Raw genomic sequence first — 16,546 nt, 5'->3', positions numbered from 1 at the left:
CAGCACGCTGACGAACCGTTTTGGGAAGCTTTATGAACTACGTGGATTCACATACGCCTGTTCGGACACGAGCAATTCCAGAGACTACACATCCATGATAGAAAATATCGCACTTCTCGTCAACGCTGTACTGCAAGAAGGTGGAACCGCTGCCCCAGCTATCCCGAACAAGGCCGCTGCAGCACTCGCAGTCGGACTTGCTGCACTCGGCTCAGGATACGCGGAACGCGGGATTGGAGCCGCCGCCGTCGGCGCAATCGCGGAAGACGAGAGCATGTTCGGTCGTGGACTCATTCTGACAGTCCTGCCGGAAACGCTCGTCATTCTCGCGCTGGTTGTCGTCTTCGTGGTCCCCAACTGACCCAGCCTCTTTTCCAATAATGAGCCTTCAAACAGTCGTAGAGGACATCCGCGACGAGGCCCGCGCGCGTGCTCAGGAGATTAGCGACGCGGCCGACGAACGTGCCGAGGAGATTATCGCCGACGCCGAGGCCGACGCCGAGCAGATCCACGAGGAACGCGAGGCCGAGGTCGAGCGGACCATCGAGCAGGAGCGAGAGCAGCGACTCTCCTCCGCGAAGCTCGAGGCCAAACAGGCTCGACTCAACGCCCGGCGTGACATCCTCGAAGACGTTCGCGGCGACGTCGAGGACGCGCTTGCGGCCCTCGAAGGGGACAGACGAGAGGAACTGACACGCGCACTGCTTGACGCCGCTGTCGATGAATTCGACGACAGCGACGAGCTGTCGGTGTACGGCCGTGCGTCGGACCAGTCGCTTCTCGAGGATGTACTCGATGACTACGACGGCGCGACGTACGCCGGCGAGCGGGACTGCCTCGGCGGCGTCGTCGTCGAGAGCGGTGAGTCACGAGTCCGTGTGAACAACACGTTCGATTCCATCCTGGAGGATGTCTGGGAGGACAACCTGAAAGCAATCAGCGACCGCCTGTTCGAAGACCAATGAGTTCGCGAACGGGAACGAGCGGCCAGGGAAGCAACTACGAGTACGTCATCGCACGGGTTCGTGCCCGCAGCGCGTCCCTGTTCGACGATGACGACTACCGGAAGCTGGTCCGCATGGGGACGGGCGAAATCGCCCGCTTCATGGAGGAAACGGAGTACGAGACCGAAATGAACGCGCTCGGCTCCCGGTACGACGGCGTCGACCTCGTCGAGTACGCGCTGAACCGCAACCTCGCGAAACACTTCGACGACCTGCTTCGCTGGTCCGAGGGGGCGCTGTACGACTACATCGCCCGCTACCTGCGGAAGTTCGACGTGTGGAACGTCAAGACCGTCATTCGCGGGCTCTACTCGGACGCGGAGCGGACCGAGGTCGAGGACGACCTCATCCGGGCCGGCGAGTTCACCGACCGACGTATCGAGGACCTGCTGAACGCCGGCTCTATCGAGGAGGTCGTCGAGCTGCTCGACGACACCATCTTCGGTGACACGCTGGCCGAAGCGTTCGACGTGTACGAGGAAAGCGGCGTTCTCGTGCCACTTGAGAACGCGCTGGACCGCGCCTTCTACGAAACACTGCTGTCCGGCTTACCGGACAATCCGGAGATCGACAGCCCGACCGGGCTGTACGTCGAGTTCCTGGAGACGGAAGTCGACTTCCGCAACCTCCGGAACGCGCTCCGGCTGGCCCGCAGCGGCGCGGATATCGACCCCTCGGAGTACTTCATCGAGGGCGGCCAGCTGTTCGACGCACAGGAGGTCGCACAGCTGTCGACGAACCTCGACCAGCTGGTCAGCGCCGTCCACGAGAGCAAGTACGGCGACGACCTCGATCAGGCGCTGTCGGCGCTTGAGGAGGCCGACAACCTCATCGACTTCGAGCGGGCGCTGGACGCGGCACTGCTCGAATACGCCGACCGGCTCTCGAACCGCTATCCGCTGTCGGTCTGTCCGGTGCTGTCCTACGTCCTCGCCAAGGAGCGCGAGGTCGACAACATCCGGGCGATCGCCCGCGGTCGCGAGGCCGGCCTCGGCCCCGACGAAATCGAACAGGAGCTGGTGATCCTATGAGCCAGGAGATCGCTGTCATCGGAAGTCCGGAGTTCACGACGGGCTTTCGGCTGGCGGGCGTCCGCAAGTTCGCGGACGTGCCTGCCGACGAGAAAGACGAGCAGCTCGACGACGCCGTCGAGGAGATGCTCACCGACGACGACGTCGGTATCGTCGTGATGCACGACGACGACCTGTCGCATCTCTCCCGTGGCGTCCGGCAGGATGCGGAGACGAGTGTCGAGCCGGTGATGGTCACGCTCGGCGGCGGCACCGGGAGCGGCGGACTGCGTGAACAGATCAAGCGAGCCATCGGTATCGACCTGATGGACGAGGACTAACCATGAGTCAAGCAACAGACACAGACGTCCGCGAGGACGGCATTATCGAAAGCGTCTCGGGACCGGTCGTAACGGCTCGGGACCTCGACGCCCGGATGAACGACGTCGTTTACGTCGGCTCGGAAGGGCTGATGGGCGAGGTCATCGAGATCGAAGGAAACATCACCACGATTCAGGTGTACGAGGAGACCTCCGGCGTCTCCCCCGGCGAACCCGTCGAAGGGACAGGTTCGCCCCTCTCCGTGGACCTCGGGCCGGGCATGCTCGACGCCATCTACGATGGTGTCCAGCGCCCGCTCGACGTGCTCGAAGAGAAGATGGGGTCGGCGTTCCTCGACCGCGGTGTCGACGCGCCGGGTATCGACCTGGAGAAGACCTGGGAGTTCACCCCTGAAGTCGAGGAAGGCGACGAGGTCGAGGCCGGCGACATCGTCGGCACCGTCCCCGAGACGCCGAGTATCGACCACAAGGTGATGGTTCCGCCCGACTCCGAGGGCGGCGAGGTCGTCGCCATCGAATCGGGCAACTTCAACGTCGAAGAGACGGTCGTCGAACTGGACAGCGGCGAGGAGATCCAGATGCACCAGGAGTGGCCGGTGCGCCAGCAGCGACCGACCGTCGAGAAGGAAACCCCGACGGAACCACTCATCTCGGGCCAGCGCGTGCTCGATGGCCTGTTCCCGATTGCGAAGGGCGGAACGGCCGCCATCCCCGGCCCGTTCGGCTCGGGGAAGACGGTCACCCAGCACCAGCTCGCCAAGTGGGCCGACGCGGACATCGTCGTCTACGTCGGCTGTGGTGAGCGTGGCAACGAGATGACGGAAGTGATTGAGGACTTCCCGGAGCTTGAGGACCCGACCACCGGCAACGCGCTGATGGACCGGACCTGCCTCATCGCCAACACGTCGAACATGCCCGTCGCGGCGCGCGAATCCTGCGTGTACACGGGGATCACCATCGCGGAGTACTTCCGCGACATGGGGTACGACGTGGCGCTGATGGCCGACTCCACCTCCCGGTGGGCCGAGGCCATGCGTGAAATCTCCTCGCGACTCGAGGAGATGCCGGGCGAGGAAGGGTACCCCGCGTACCTCTCCGCTCGACTGAGCGAGTTCTACGAGCGCGCCGGCTACTTCGAGAACATCAACGGCACCGAGGGGTCCGTCTCGGTCATCGGGGCCGTCTCGCCGCCTGGCGGGGACTTCTCCGAGCCGGTCACCCAGAACACGCTGCGTATCGTCAAGACGTTCTGGGCGCTCGACGCTGACCTGGCCGAACGCCGGCACTTCCCCTCTATCAACTGGAACGAGTCGTACTCGCTGTATCGCGACCAGCTCGACCCGTGGTTCGAGGACAACGTCCGGGCCGACTGGCCGGAGACGCGCCAGTGGGCCATCGACACGCTGGACGAGGAAGCGGAACTGCAGGAGATTGTCCAGCTCGTCGGGAAGGACGCGCTGCCCGAGGACCAGCAGCTGACGCTTGAGATCGCCCGCTACCTGCGCGAGGCGTGGCTCCAGCAGAACGCCTTCCACGACGTGGACACGTTCTGTGAGCCCGAGAAGACCTACCGCATCATGGACGCTGCCAAGACGTACAACGATGCGGCCTTCGAGGCGCTGGATGCTGGTGTCCCCGTCGAGGAGATTACCGACATCGACGCCGCGCCGCGGCTCAACCGTATCGGCGTCCAAGAGGACTGGAACGAGTACATCGACGACCTCGAAGACGACATCGAGTCTCAACTGCGGGAGCTGTACTAACAATGAAAGAGTATCAGACAATCACGGAGATCAGCGGACCGCTGGTGTTCGTCGAGACCGACGAACCGGTCGGCTACGACGACATCGTCGAAATCGAGCTCAGCGACGGCGAGACCCGCCGTGGCCAGGTGCTCGAATCCGCGAGCGACTACGTTGCCATCCAGGTGTTCGAGGGGACCGAGGGTATCGACCGCGATGCCTCGGTTCGCTTCCTCGGCGAGACGATGAAGATGCCCGTCACCGAGGACCTCCTCGGGCGGGTCATGGACGGGACCGGCCAGCCGATCGACGGCGGCCCGGAAATCGTGCCCGACGAGCGCCTCGATATCGTCGGCGAGGCGATCAACCCCTACTCCCGGGAGTACCCCGAGGAGTTCATCCAGACCGGTGTCTCGGCCATCGACGGCATGAACACGCTCGTCCGTGGCCAGAAACTGCCGATCTTCTCCGCCTCCGGCCTGCCACACAACGACCTGGCGCTGCAGATCGCGCGACAGGCCACAGTGCCGGAAGAGGAGGAAGGCGGCGATGACGAAGGCTCCGAGTTCGCTGTCATCTTCGGCGCGATGGGTATCACGGCCGAAGAGGCAAACGAGTTCATGGACGACTTCGAGCGCACCGGCGCGCTGGAACGCTCCGTCGTCTTCATGAACCTCGCGGACGACCCGGCCGTCGAGCGGACGATTACGCCGCGGCTGGCGCTGACCACCGCCGAGTACCTTGCCTTCGAGAAGGACTACCACGTCCTGGTCATCCTGACGGACATGACCAACTACTGCGAGGCACTGCGCGAGATCGGTGCCGCGCGTGAGGAGGTCCCGGGCCGGCGTGGCTACCCCGGATACATGTACACCGACCTGGCGCAACTGTACGAACGCGCCGGTCGGATTCAGGGCCGCGAAGGCTCCGTGACCCAGCTGCCGATCTTGACGATGCCGGGCGACGACGACACGCACCCGATTCCGGACCTTACCGGGTACATTACCGAAGGGCAGATCTACATCGACCGCGACCTCAACAGCCAGGGTATCTCGCCGCCAATCAACGTCCTGCCAAGCCTGTCGCGGCTGATGGACGACGGTATCGGCGAGGGGCTGACTCGCGCCGACCACGCCGACGTGAAAGACCAGATCTTCGCCGCATACGCGGAAGGTGAGGACCTGCGCGACCTCGTGAACATCGTCGGTCGCGAGGCGCTGTCGGAACTGGACAACAAGTACCTGGACTTCGCCGACCGCTTCGAGGAGGAGTTCGTCGACCAGGGGACCGACACGGCTCGCAGTATCGACGAGACGCTCGAACTCGGCTGGGACCTGCTCTCGATGCTCCCGAAGGATGCGCTGAACCGCATCGACGAGGACCTCATCGAGGAGCACTACCGCGAAGACGAGGCCGCCGAAACTGTCGAAGCCGAAGCCTGACAACGGCCCTATATCTCACGGCCGTTCGCAATTTTTACCACATATTTTGGGTACGCGACTGTTTAGCGTTGACCTCCTATACTAGCGTGCACTATGCCAGAACCAGGGAGTGAAGCGATATGGCTGTGGTTAGGTACAGCGGGCATGTTCCTCGGCATGCTATACTTCATCGCGCGTGGCTGGGGTGAAACCGACAGCCGACGCCAGAAGTTCTACATCGCGACAATACTGATCACGGCAATCGCGTTCGTGAATTACCTCGCGATGGCACTCGGGTTCGGCCTGACGTTCATCGAGTTCGGCGGGTCGGAACACCCCATCTACTGGGCGCGATACACCGACTGGCTGTTCACGACGCCGTTACTGCTGTATGACCTCGGACTGCTTGCAGGGGCAGACCGCAACACCATCGCCTCGCTCGTCAGCCTCGACGTGCTGATGATCGGTACCGGTGTGGTCGCGACGCTAAGCGCAGGGAGCGGCGTGCTGTCGGCCGGCGCGGAACGGCTGGTCTGGTGGGGTATCAGCACCGCCTTCCTGCTGGTCCTGCTGTACTTCCTGTTCGCCTCGCTGTCCGGCCGGGTCGCAGACCTGCCCAGCGACACGCGGAGCACGTTCAAGACGCTGCGAAACCTCGTGACGGTTGTGTGGCTGGTCTACCCGGTCTGGTGGCTCGTCGGCAGTGAAGGACTCGGCCTCGTCGGTATCGGGATCGAGACGGCCGGCTTCATGGTCATCGACCTCGTCGCGAAGGTCGGATTCGGTATCATCCTGCTCCGTAGCCACGGCGTGCTTGACGGCGCTGCGGAGTCGACCAGCACCGGCGCAACGCCTGCAGACGACTAACGACTGCCGTTCGCCGACTTCGTTTTTTGGGTGTCGATCCGGAAGCGGCGGCGCTCGAACCGAAATAACTGGAAACCGTTAACTGCCTACGTCGAAAAAAGACCCGTAATGGCTAAGGACGTCAAACCCACGCGCAAGAATCTGATGCAGATCGAGGACCGCATCGAGCTGTCCGAGCGTGGGCACGACACGCTGGAGAAGAAGCGTGACGGCCTCATCATGGAGTTCATGGACATTCTGGACCAGGCCCAGGACGTCCGTGAAGACCTCGACGGTTCCTACGAACGGGCCCAGCGCGCGATCAACATGGCCCGGGCGATGGAAGGCGACGTGGCCGTCCGCGGGGCCGCCGCAGCACTGAAAGAACACCCGGAACTGACGACCCAGTCGAAAAACATCATGGGCGTCGTCGTCCCGCAGATCGAGTCCAGCAAGGTCCGGAAGTCACTGGACGAACGCGGCTACGGCGTCATGGGGACCTCGGCCCGCATCGACGAGGCCGCCGAGGCCTACGAGGAACTGCTCGAGAACATCATCCTCGCCGCCGAAGTCGAGACGGCGATGAAGAAGATGCTCGAAGAGATCGAGACGACGAAACGGCGTGTCAACGCCCTCGAATTCAAGCTCCTGCCCGACCTCTACGACAATCAGGAGTACATCGAGCAGAAACTCGAAGAACAGGAGCGTGAGGAGATCTTCCGCATGAAGAAGATCAAAGCCAAGAAGGAAGAGGAAGAGGACGCGCTCGCGGCCGAAGAAGAATCGGAAGAAGAGCCCGAAGCGGTCACTGCTGACGACTGATCGGGGAGTCCGTCCTGACCGGTATCGTTTTTGCGCTTTCCCGTCCGTGCTTGAGTATGTCCTGTCCCGACTGCGGTGGCGACCTCGTTTCGTTCCCAGTCCCGGCCGATCTCCAGCAGTTTCTCCCCGGGAACGCACCGGGGGCCAGCGTCTGCCAGTCCTGTTTAACTCTCGAACCGGAGACGGAGCCACCCACTGCTGTCCCGGATTTTACTGGTCTCGACAGTTCGATTCCAGATGACGACGGCGCAGCGGTCCCGCTGGTGTTGCTCGTCGGGCTGCTCGATTCGCTGGCGATGCACCGGGAGGAGATCACTGCGTTGCTGGAACGAATCGAGCGCGAGGGCGTCGACCCGCTACTGGTACTGGACCGCCTCGACGCCAGCTACGGAGAGGCGGCCCATGTCGACCTCGGCCGTCGTCGTCGGCAACTGGAACAGTTGTTATAACAGAACTGAACGTGCGAACGACACGCGTTAGACGCCCGTCGAGTAGCGCAGCAGGCCGGCGACGCCGCCGAAAGCAGTCAGCAGCTGTTCGCCCTTCTCGAAGTCCGTCGAGATGAACACCGTCTCGGTGCCGCGCTGATCGGCCAGTTCCATCAGGTGGTCGATGGCGTCTTCGCGCTCGCCGTCCTCGGCGTCGACGGTGGCCCCACAGCGGGAGCACTCGTGGTCGTCAGTCCCGGCGCTGCTGTTGATGAGTTCGTACTCGTCGTGGCCGTTCTCGCAGGTGTAGGCGACCACGTCCTTCCGGAGGTCCTCGGAGATGAGCAGCTGTTCGACCGCGCCCATGTTGAGGTTCTGGCGGGTCTGGTCGAACCCGTAGGTGGCCTTGTCCCCGTTGTGGAGCTGCTTGAAGAAGTCCTCCATGAGCTCCTTGTCCCGGAGCATCTCGTGTTCGGCCAGCACGTCATCGGCCGCGTCAACGAGGTCGTACAGCCCTGACTCGTCCGTGTAGGCCACGTCGAACTTCCCCAGCACCATGTCCTGGAGTTCGTGGTGGAGGTAGTCACCGTCGAGGAACTCGTCTTTCGTCGGTGAGGGACCGCCGACGAGGATGCCGTCCAGTTCGTGGCGGTCGGCGACGAACAGGTCGTTCGCCATCCCCGCGACTTCCTGATAGAAGTTGTCGATGGCTTCCAGCCGGAGGCGGGCGAAACGCTGGGCTGACTGACCACCTTTTCGCTGTTTGCCCGGGACCAGTGAGGAGGCGGACTTGACGGGCTCGACCCGTTTGCCCTTCAGCCAGCCGACGTTTGCCTCGCGCCGGTCGAGCACGATGAGGCCGAACAGTCCTTTGTCGGCCAGCATGTGCTCCAGGGGCTCGGTGAGGAACTCCGAGTCACAGTGATAGCGGAACGATTCGATGGGGTCCGGCGGGGATTCGAGTACCTTCGTTACCATGTCGGTCCGACCGCCGCCGGTGTCGAATGCACCCGAGAACACGACCAGCCCGTTTTCGGGGGGTCGCACGTCGTAGTACCGGAGGCGGTCCTTGATTGAGGTGAGTGCGTCCTGCACCGCCGTCCGGGTGTCCTTCGATTTGATGTTCGAGGCTTCGGAGTGCTCCTGGGTGACGTGGGCGACGACGTCGCTGATCTGCTTGTCCTCGGGCACGTAGATAGAGACGAGTTGGGTTCCCGAGCCCTGGTACCCCTTGAGTTCCTCTATTACCTTCCGGAACTCGTATTTCTGCTTGTCAGATTGCTCCTGTTCCTGCTGCTCGCTCATTACTCTCTGTTGGCCGAGGTGGCGTAAGAACCTGTTGACAGGGAGCGAAGGGCGGCCTTCGGGTTAGCGAGCGGGGAGGTACGACCCGCGAGCAGCGAGGGGCGCGAACGAAGTGAGCGGCCCTCGTACCGGAGCGGCGACCGAAGAGAGCCGCGGAGGAAGCCAGTGCGATTCTCGCTTCGCTCGAATCGCAGGACGGGCGAGCGGGGAGGCGACCCGTGAGCAGCGAGGGGCGCGAACGGAGTGAGCGGCCCTCGTGCCCGAGCGGCAAAGCCGTGAGGCCGATACGACAGACGTGACAACCGAGCTATTTGACTAGCGGTGAAACCACCTACTCTGAACGTCGCCTGGCCCGTCCCGATCCAACAAATGACAGTCGCATTTATATGACTGCCTGCATTGTACCCAAGCAATCAGATTATGGCGGGGTACGTGTGTACGATTGCGGGCGGCAAGGGCGGCGTCGGAAAGACGACGACCGCGGTAAATCTCGGGGCTGTGCTTCAGGAGATGGGCTACGATGTCGCCGTCGTCGACGCGGATCTGGGGATGGCGAACCTCGGCTCGATGCTCTCTGTAGAGCCCGAAAAGAGCCTCCACGAGATTCTGGCCGGTGAGGCTGCCGTGAGTGAGGCTTTGACTGATGCGCCGGGCGGACTCACGGTGATTCCGGGTGAACAGTCGCTGGAGGCGTTTGCGGACGCTGATCCCGCAAAGCTCAGGAAAGTCATCAAGACGCTCCGAAATGCCTACGACGTGGTGTTGATCGATACCGGGGCTGGACTGAGCCACGAAGTCGCCGTGCCGCTTGGGCTGGCCGACGGAATCGTCCTCGTCACGACCCCCGACGACGTTGCGGTGGGCGATACGGTCAAAACGGCCCAGCTAGCGAACCGGATCGACGGGACCGTTCTCGGTTCGATCATCAACCGCGCGACCCGACACACTGACGTCGCGGCCATCGCCGAGCAGATGGAGTTCCCGCTGCTTGCGGTCATTCCGGACGACCCGCAGGCGACGACAGAGGAACCGCTCGTGCTCAACGCCCCCGAGAGCACGGCTGCCGACGCCTATCAGCGGCTGACCGAGGCGCTGGAGGGTGTGTTCTTCCGCGGCGAGAGCCCCGAAACGGATATCGAGACGATACTCGACGACGAGTGGTTCCTCGACGACACTGAGGATCACTCCGATGTCGACGACGACGAGGACTCCGGCGGTGTGTTCGGCCTCTTCAACTGACGGCTCTGTACCCGCCAGCCGGTCCGGTCTCAGCCCGCCGCTCCGACCGCATCTCGCTGTCTCTGACTCATTCCGGAAGCGGCGGCCACAGCGTCGCGACCGTTTCCTGAATGAGTTGAGTCTGTGCCCGGCGCAGTCGCTCCGAGAGCGACGATGCAGAGATGTCCAGTTCCTGGGCCACGGCGTCCAGCGACGTGCGCCGCGGAATCTCGAAATACCCCATCTCGTACGCCGTCCGTAGCGCTTCCAGTTGTCGGTCCGTGAGCCCGTTGCCGGGCGACTTCGGCTCCGCATCCCGGGTCAGCCGCTCCAGTCCGAAGTCCGCGTTCCGCTGCCAGAACGAGGCGAACTCGGTGAACGCCGCTCGGTCGGCGAACCATCCCAGTTGCTCCCACCCGTCTGCGGTCACGGTTATCCGTTCGATGATGGCGTCTGCCGTGGCGAGTGCTTCGAGTCCGTCCAAGTCATTGATTTGGCCACCGAGTTGTTCCTCGAAACTCAGCGCCGGCACTGCCTGATACCGACGGGTATCGCCGGCCGTCCCGATACGCGTCCACTCCTCGATATCGTGGGCATCAGTGAACGCCCGCTCGATGGCCTGCTCGGAACCACCCGTCACGGTCCCAATAAACAGCGGGCGGCGACCGTGATTGTACTGCAGCGAGAGGGTGATCGTCGCTTCGGGTACCGCAGCCGCGACCGACACGAGCGGCAACGCGTCGCAATCGATCTGAAATTCTGCGATAAGCCCCATACGGCATCGCTCGCTGCCAGTGCTGAAGCGCCTGTCGAAACAGAGCATCGGCGTGGCTGTCGGTCCTGCTCTTGACACCCCTACTTAAACGGCCCAATCACTGAGAGAACGGCTTAGCCCGACTGCGTTCGACCGTATGTTGTATGCAGCCGACACAGTCCGCAGACGAGACCGAAGTCGAGTTCGAGCGCTACGGCGATGGCCAGCCACTTCTCCTCCTGCACGGCGGGATGGCCCCCACTGAGTACTGGGGACCGGTTATCCCAGAGTTCGAGGGCTACGGTGCTGTCGTCCCCCAGCGTCCGGGGTTCGGGACCTGTCTCGACTCCCCCGCAGAAACGAGCGCAGACGAGGTGCTGGACCGCGAAGTCCAGTACGTCCAGACGCTTGCCGACGCTGTCGACGGCGAGCCGATCCTGTTCGGGCACTCCTACGGCGCGCTCACCGCTATCGAGGCCGCGACGGCTACAGAAGTCGAGGCTGTCATCGCGTACGAACCGGCGGTACTTCCCGCCGACTACCGGGCGGATGCTGACCTCGCGGACCGAATGGCCTCGCTCGTACAGAACGGGGAGCCAGAAGAAGCGGTGAAACGCTACATCGAACAGGTCCTCCACCCCGACGGCATCGAGGACCTCGACGCCTGGCTGGCGGAGTGGCCCGTCTGGCCCGACTGCGTGGCCCTCGCTGAGGAGGTCGTTCGGATGAACTGGTCCGTCGAGCAGTACCGGCTCCCCGACCGCCTCGATGTCGACGCCCCAACGCTCGTTCTGTCCGGCACCGACGGGCCGGATTTCCTCCGGCAGAGTGCCCGGGCCGTTCACGACGCACTCCCCCACAGCCGATTCGTCGAGTTCGACGGGGTCAGCCACAGCGGCCCCGCTGAGGCACCTGCACTAATCGCGGCGGAAGTCGACGCGTTCCTGCAGAATTAGGCCGGCTCGACGGACTTTTCGCGGCAATCGCGCCTGTCACATCGGATTCCCGACGCAGACCGCTCCTACATCGAGGTCGGCGCTTCGACGCCCAGCGCGTCGAGTGCGTTCGCAATCGTCGTCCGGGTCCCGTCGACGAGCGCCAGCCGCGCGGCGCGGGTCTCGGGGTCGGCATCGAGCACGGGACACTCTCGATAGAAGGCGTTGAACGTCTCGGCGAGGTCGCGGGTGTAGGTGGCGACTGTGTGGGGCGTCAGGTCGTCCGCGGCTGCTTCGATGACGGCGGGGAACCGGGCCAGTTCGCGAAGCAGATCGCGTTCTTCCGGTTCTGACAGCGGACCGAAGTCGGGCTCCTCGGGGATGTCGGCCTCCACGTCACCCAGGATACCACAGCAGCGCGCGTGGACGTACTGGACGTAGGGGGCGGACTGGGCTTCGAAGTCCAGCGCGCGGTCCCACTCGAAGGTGATGCCCTTGGTCGGCTGTTTCGAGACGATGTCGTAGCGCACCGCTCCGATACCGACCTGGCGAGCGATGCGGTCGATGTCGTCCTCGTCGAGGTCGCCGCGGGTCCGGTCGTCCAGCCGGGACTCGACCTCTTCGCGCGCGCGGTCGATAGCCTCATCGAGCAGGTCGTCGAGGTCGATACCGGTCCCCTCGCGCGTGCTCATCCCGCCTTCGGGGAGGTTCACCCAGGAGTAAAACACCTGCCGGAGCTGGTCGGTGTCGTTGTCGAGCAGTTCCAGGGCCGCCGAGAGCTGGTCGGCCTGGAGTTTGTGGTCCTCACCCAGCACCGTGACGGCGCGGTCGTAGGTATCGAACTTCCACTCGTGGTGGGCCAGGTCGCGGGTGGTGTACAACGATGTGCCGTCGGAACGCAGGAACACGAGGTTCTTCTCGAAGTCTGGTAGGTCCAACTGCCAGGCATCCTCCTCGTAGACGGCGCAGTCGAGTTCCTTCAGCCGGTCGACCAGGTCGTCCGTGTCGCCGTTGCGCATGAACCGCGTTTCCTTGACGAACTCGTCGAACTCCGCCGGGAGGCGGCCGAGCGTGGTCTGCATCCCGCCCAGCACGGTGTCGACGACCTCGGCGACGCGCTCGTAGGTCTCCTCGTCGCCGTTTTCGAGGCCCTGTAGAATGGACTGAATCTCTGCCTCTGCCTCCTCAACCTCGTCGGGGTCGCCCTCTTCGAGGACGGTGTTGCCCTTGCGGTAGTACCGGACCATCTCGTACTCCGGGGACTCCCGCTCGGGCTCGGGCAGGTCGGACTCGTCGAACGTCTCGTAGGCCCAGGTGAACACGGCGATCTGGCGGCCCGCGTCGTTGACGTAGTAGTGGCGGTCGACGTCGTAGCCGGCGTAATCGAGCACCCGAGCGACGGCGTCGCCGATGATAGGGTTGCGCGCTCGTCCGACGTGGACCGGGCCGGTCGGGTTCGCGGAGGTGTGCTCGACAACGACGCTGGTGTCGCGGTCGGGAAGCCGCCCGAACTCGCTCTCCGTGACTGACTGTAGGGTCTCGTCGAAGTACGCCTCGCTCGGGAGGAAATTGACGTACGGCCCTTGTGTCGTCACAGCACTGACGTAGGTGAGGTCGTCCGTGTCAATCGCCTCGGCGATGTCGCCGGCGACGTTCGGCGGCGCAGTACCGACCTCGCCGGCCAGCCGGAAGGCGACGCTCGACGCTAACACGGCGTCGACGTCCTCCGGTGGTTCCTCGATACCGAGGTCCTCGGCCGGCAGGTCGAGGGCTGTGAGTGCGTCGGCGAGGGCGTCCTCGACCTCCGCACGGAGCTGCAGGAACATACGCCGGGCTTTCGTGGCGGGGAGTAAATGGGTAACGAAACCCCGACCGTCTCAGACGGACTCCTGTCCGTCTCAGGTCAGGAGCCGCGGGCCGAACACCATCAACAGGAGGCCGCCGATCATCGACACCGTGATCGCGATGGAGACGGCCGTCGTCACCCGCCGCCCGTCAGAGACGGGCAGCCGCGAGACGAACGATTCGGTCGACGCCCGCAGGATGTGGCCACCGTCGAGCGGGAACGTCGGGATGAGGTTGAACTGGCCGATGACGAGATTGATCCAGCCGGTCCAGAACAGGACGTTCGCGAGCAGGAACACCGGCGTCGTTCCGAGCGCCCCGAGCGGTCCCTGGACGGTGTAGAAGTTCGTCGCGATGCCGGTGAAGCCGGCGAAGTTGTAGCCGAAGCCGCCGGCGACGCCGATAAAGGGGAGCAAGAGCGTGCTGAAAATCCGCTGGGCGAACGAGAACTCGGAGACTGACGTGGGGGTGTCAGGCGACCCGCCGAGGAATTCCAGGAACGCGGCGGCGGGATAGGCGTCGATGCCGAAGTCACTGACCTGAATGCCGCTGATACCCTGCTGGATGCTGACGCCGATGATACCGTTGTCGACCTGCTCGCTTTCGGCCATCGTCACCTCGTAGGTCTCGCGTTCACCGTCGACGTAGCCGGTGACCGACACCCGGTCACCGGGTTCGCCGCCCTCGAGGGCCTGCATTAGCGCTGCCCCGCTGTGTGTTCGTTCCCCGTTGACGTCGGTGATTATCATGCCCTCGCCGCTCGGTGCTCCTTCCCCGGCGAGCGGGCCGTCCTCGGCGACCAGCACGTATGCGCCGAGGGCAGTCGTGACCGTCTCCCCGGATTCGGTTTCGAGCGTCGCGACGGGATGCTCTCGGGCTGCCTGTTCGAACTCACTGCGAGTAGCCACCGCAGTCCCGTCGACAGAGACAATCGTCTCACCGGTTCCAAGTGGCGCACTCTCGAGGGCCGCCGAGACGACGACGGACCGCTCGACAGAGACGGTTTCGGCATCCTTCCGAGCCACTTCGACGGTCTGTGCGTCGCTCTCTGCGAGCACCGCTTCGAGTTCCTGCTGGTTCTCGACCGACTGGCCGTCGACGGCCGTGATGACGTCGCCCGACTCGATACCCGCATCGGCGGCGGGGGTTCCGCTGATCGGGCTCCCGACCGGCACGCCGTCGACGACAGCGACAGCGCCGGCGACTGGCCCGAACAGCAACAGGAGCGTGATGATCGCGAGCGCGAAGTTGTTCGTCACGCCGGCCGTGTACATCCGGGCCTGCGCGCCGCGGTCGGAGCGCAGGAGTTCGTCTTCGTCGGGTTCGACGAACGCGCCGATGGGGATGATCGCCAGCAAGGCCAGCCCCATCGACTCGATGTCGATGTCCTCGACGCGACAGAAGAGCCCGTGGCCGCCCTCGTGGACGACGAGGCCGAGCAACAACCCGAGCACGATTTCGGGTGCGACCGACAGCGGGAGGAAGTCGTTGACGCCGGGAATCGCCAGCGCGTTCCGCGGCTCGTTCAGTGCGGAGGGCTGTGGGTTGACGAGCGCCTGGTAGGCCCCGAGCGCAACGAGGAGGAAGGAGCCGACCATCACCACGAGTCCGAACCCGACGCCGAGGTTCCCCCAGGCCCGCCAGAACCGCTTTGGCCGTGCGAGCCAGTCGAGGACAGCTTTGCCCTTCTGCGTGTGAATCGTCGTAATCGGGCCGCTAAAACGAATATACTCGGGGACAACGCCGCGGGTCCGTAGCGCCATCGCGAGGAGGGTGTAAGCGACAAGGCCCGCGAGGACCCACGTCAGCGTACTCACCATTTACCCGAAACTAGGTTTAGCCAAGCAAGAGGGTTTGGTTTGGGACACACCGTCAGCAGCCAACGGTGAAGTGACCGCGCCGCAAACGACCACACAATGTACGACCACGTTCTCATTCCCGTCGACGGGAGCGACGAAGCCACGGCGGCCGCACGGCGCGGCCTCGCACTGGCTAAGGACTTCGACGCGACTGCCGAGGTGGTTCACGTCGTTGACCAGCGAGCGCGCAGGCTCACGCGAACGGACCGCGAGAGCGGACACCTCCGCGAACACGGCGAGTCCGTCCTCGCGGACATCGAGTCGCTCGCCGACGATATCGGCCAGCCCGTCACGACAAAATTGCTGGAGGGGAAACCGAGCGTGCAGATCGACAAGTACGCCCGCGAAACCGACGCAGGGCTCATCGTCCTCGGTCGACAGGGACTGACCGGTCTCGGGAAGCGACTCCTCGGTGGCGTCACCGAACAGCTCCTGCATCGAACTGCGGTGCCCGTGCTCGTCGTTTCGGACGGAACACAGGCGGAAGGGAACGAATTCGACTACTCACGAGTCCTCGTCACAACTGACGGGAGCGAGACCGCAAACACGGCGACGCGACACGTCGCGGCGGTTGCAGACCAGTACAACGCTCTGGTTCACGTTCTCAATGTCGTCGATATCCAGGCCGCCGGCGGAGCGTTCAACGCTGGCGGGCTGAACGAGGCGTTCATCGAACGACTGGAAGCGGACGGGCGTGATGCCGTCGCAGCAACCGCCGACGAACTCGAAACGGCGGCTTCGGACGTAGCGGTAGAAACCGCCGTGGAACGGACGGACTCGCTCGATGGCGTCGCCGCTGGCATCCGCAAGTACGTCTCCGATCGGGACATCGACCTCGTCGTGATGGCGTCACACGGCCGCTCGAACCTGAAACGCCAGTTGCTCGGCAGTGTTACGTCCCAACTGCTCCGAACTGTCGATGTCCCCGTGCTAGTGACGCCCCGTTCGACCTGAGCGGGTGGACGAACCACCCGTTCTATGTATCGTGGGAACGTATCGCAAGACGGTGCTGGACA

At 63.9% G+C, this 16,546-nt stretch carries 16 protein-coding genes; 12 read left to right on the top strand and 4 right to left on the bottom strand.

From position 1 onward, the window contains the following. Positions 1 to 94: 94 nt before the first annotated feature. From VI234_RS13535 to VI234_RS13495, 9 genes are all read left to right on the top strand, one after another. Positions 95 to 361 carry a F0F1 ATP synthase subunit C gene (locus tag VI234_RS13535; protein WP_336330308.1) on the top strand — a complete coding sequence of 89 codons (267 nt, stop codon included), beginning with the start codon at positions 95 to 97 and terminating at the stop codon, positions 359 to 361. Between the two features lie 19 nt (positions 362 to 380). Beyond that, positions 381 to 965 (top strand): V-type ATP synthase subunit E, encoded by a 585-nt coding sequence (locus VI234_RS13530; protein WP_004593994.1) that lies wholly within the window; start codon positions 381 to 383, stop codon positions 963 to 965. Beyond that, a complete protein-coding gene (locus VI234_RS13525) occupies positions 962 to 2,035 on the top strand; it encodes a V-type ATP synthase subunit C (RefSeq protein ID WP_336330307.1) in 1,074 nt (357 codons plus the stop codon). The genes VI234_RS13530 and VI234_RS13525 overlap by 4 nt, the downstream gene beginning before the upstream one ends. Beyond that, positions 2,032 to 2,355, top strand: a complete 324-nt coding sequence (locus VI234_RS13520; protein ID WP_336330306.1) for a V-type ATP synthase subunit F — start codon at positions 2,032 to 2,034, stop codon at positions 2,353 to 2,355. Before VI234_RS13525 ends, VI234_RS13520 begins: the two co-directional genes overlap by 4 nt. A 2-nt stretch (positions 2,356 to 2,357) precedes the next feature. After that, positions 2,358 to 4,118, top strand: coding sequence for an ATP synthase subunit A (locus VI234_RS13515; protein ID WP_151101014.1), 1,761 nt, complete (start codon positions 2,358 to 2,360; stop codon positions 4,116 to 4,118). 2 nt (positions 4,119 to 4,120) lie between these two features. Beyond that, positions 4,121 to 5,539 carry an ATP synthase subunit B gene (locus VI234_RS13510; RefSeq protein ID WP_008311102.1) on the top strand — a complete coding sequence of 473 codons (1,419 nt, stop codon included), beginning with the start codon at positions 4,121 to 4,123 and terminating at the stop codon, positions 5,537 to 5,539. A 93-nt stretch (positions 5,540 to 5,632) separates the two neighbouring features. After that, complete coding sequence (locus tag VI234_RS13505; protein ID WP_023843114.1) at positions 5,633 to 6,385, top strand: bacteriorhodopsin; 753 nt, start codon at positions 5,633 to 5,635, stop codon at positions 6,383 to 6,385. 108 nt (positions 6,386 to 6,493) lie between these two features. Beyond that, the gene (locus VI234_RS13500; RefSeq protein ID WP_008311098.1) at positions 6,494 to 7,186 is read left to right on the top strand and encodes a V-type ATP synthase subunit D; all 693 of its coding nucleotides are present in this window, start codon (positions 6,494 to 6,496) and stop codon (positions 7,184 to 7,186) included. 56 nt (positions 7,187 to 7,242) lie between these two features. Then, positions 7,243 to 7,635 (top strand): DUF6276 family protein, encoded by a 393-nt coding sequence (locus VI234_RS13495; RefSeq protein WP_336330305.1) that lies wholly within the window; start codon positions 7,243 to 7,245, stop codon positions 7,633 to 7,635. Between the two features lie 27 nt (positions 7,636 to 7,662). Here the strand turns inward: VI234_RS13495 and prf1 are convergent, their stop codons facing one another. Next, a complete protein-coding gene (prf1, locus tag VI234_RS13490) occupies positions 7,663 to 8,919 on the bottom strand; it encodes a peptide chain release factor aRF-1 (protein ID WP_336330304.1) in 1,257 nt (418 codons plus the stop codon). 420 nt (positions 8,920 to 9,339) lie between these two features. Here prf1 and VI234_RS13485 point away from each other — a divergent pair, with 420 nt between their 5' ends. Then, positions 9,340 to 10,158: a MinD/ParA family ATP-binding protein gene (locus VI234_RS13485; RefSeq protein WP_008311088.1), complete on the top strand. Its 819-nt coding sequence runs from the start codon at positions 9,340 to 9,342 to the stop codon at positions 10,156 to 10,158. Between the two features lie 67 nt (positions 10,159 to 10,225). On the opposite strand, the gene VI234_RS13480 is transcribed toward VI234_RS13485, so the two are convergent. Beyond that, positions 10,226 to 10,912 (bottom strand): helix-turn-helix domain-containing protein, encoded by a 687-nt coding sequence (locus VI234_RS13480; RefSeq protein ID WP_008311086.1) that lies wholly within the window; start codon positions 10,910 to 10,912, stop codon positions 10,226 to 10,228. A gap of 143 nt (positions 10,913 to 11,055) precedes the next feature. Between VI234_RS13480 and VI234_RS13475 the strand changes: the two genes are divergently transcribed. After that, positions 11,056 to 11,847, top strand: a complete 792-nt coding sequence (locus VI234_RS13475; RefSeq protein WP_336330303.1) for an alpha/beta fold hydrolase — start codon at positions 11,056 to 11,058, stop codon at positions 11,845 to 11,847. 65 nt (positions 11,848 to 11,912) lie between these two features. Here VI234_RS13475 and argS read toward each other — a convergent pair whose 3' ends face one another. Both argS and VI234_RS13465 read right to left on the bottom strand, forming a co-directional pair. Beyond that, positions 11,913 to 13,652 (bottom strand): arginine--tRNA ligase, encoded by a 1,740-nt coding sequence (gene argS, locus VI234_RS13470; RefSeq protein ID WP_008311083.1) that lies wholly within the window; start codon positions 13,650 to 13,652, stop codon positions 11,913 to 11,915. 72 nt (positions 13,653 to 13,724) lie between these two features. Beyond that, positions 13,725 to 15,491 carry a site-2 protease family protein gene (locus tag VI234_RS13465; RefSeq protein ID WP_008311081.1) on the bottom strand — a complete coding sequence of 589 codons (1,767 nt, stop codon included), beginning with the start codon at positions 15,489 to 15,491 and terminating at the stop codon, positions 13,725 to 13,727. A gap of 96 nt (positions 15,492 to 15,587) precedes the next feature. Here VI234_RS13465 and VI234_RS13460 point away from each other — a divergent pair, with 96 nt between their 5' ends. Then, positions 15,588 to 16,484 (top strand): universal stress protein, encoded by an 897-nt coding sequence (locus VI234_RS13460; protein WP_336330302.1) that lies wholly within the window; start codon positions 15,588 to 15,590, stop codon positions 16,482 to 16,484. Positions 16,485 to 16,546 lie beyond the last annotated feature (62 nt).

The organism is Haloarcula sp. CGMCC 1.2071, assembly GCF_037078445.1.
Classification (GTDB): Archaea; Halobacteriota; Halobacteria; order Halobacteriales; family Haloarculaceae; genus Haloarcula; species Haloarcula amylolytica.
This window is presented reverse-complemented; position numbering and strand designations above follow the sequence as displayed.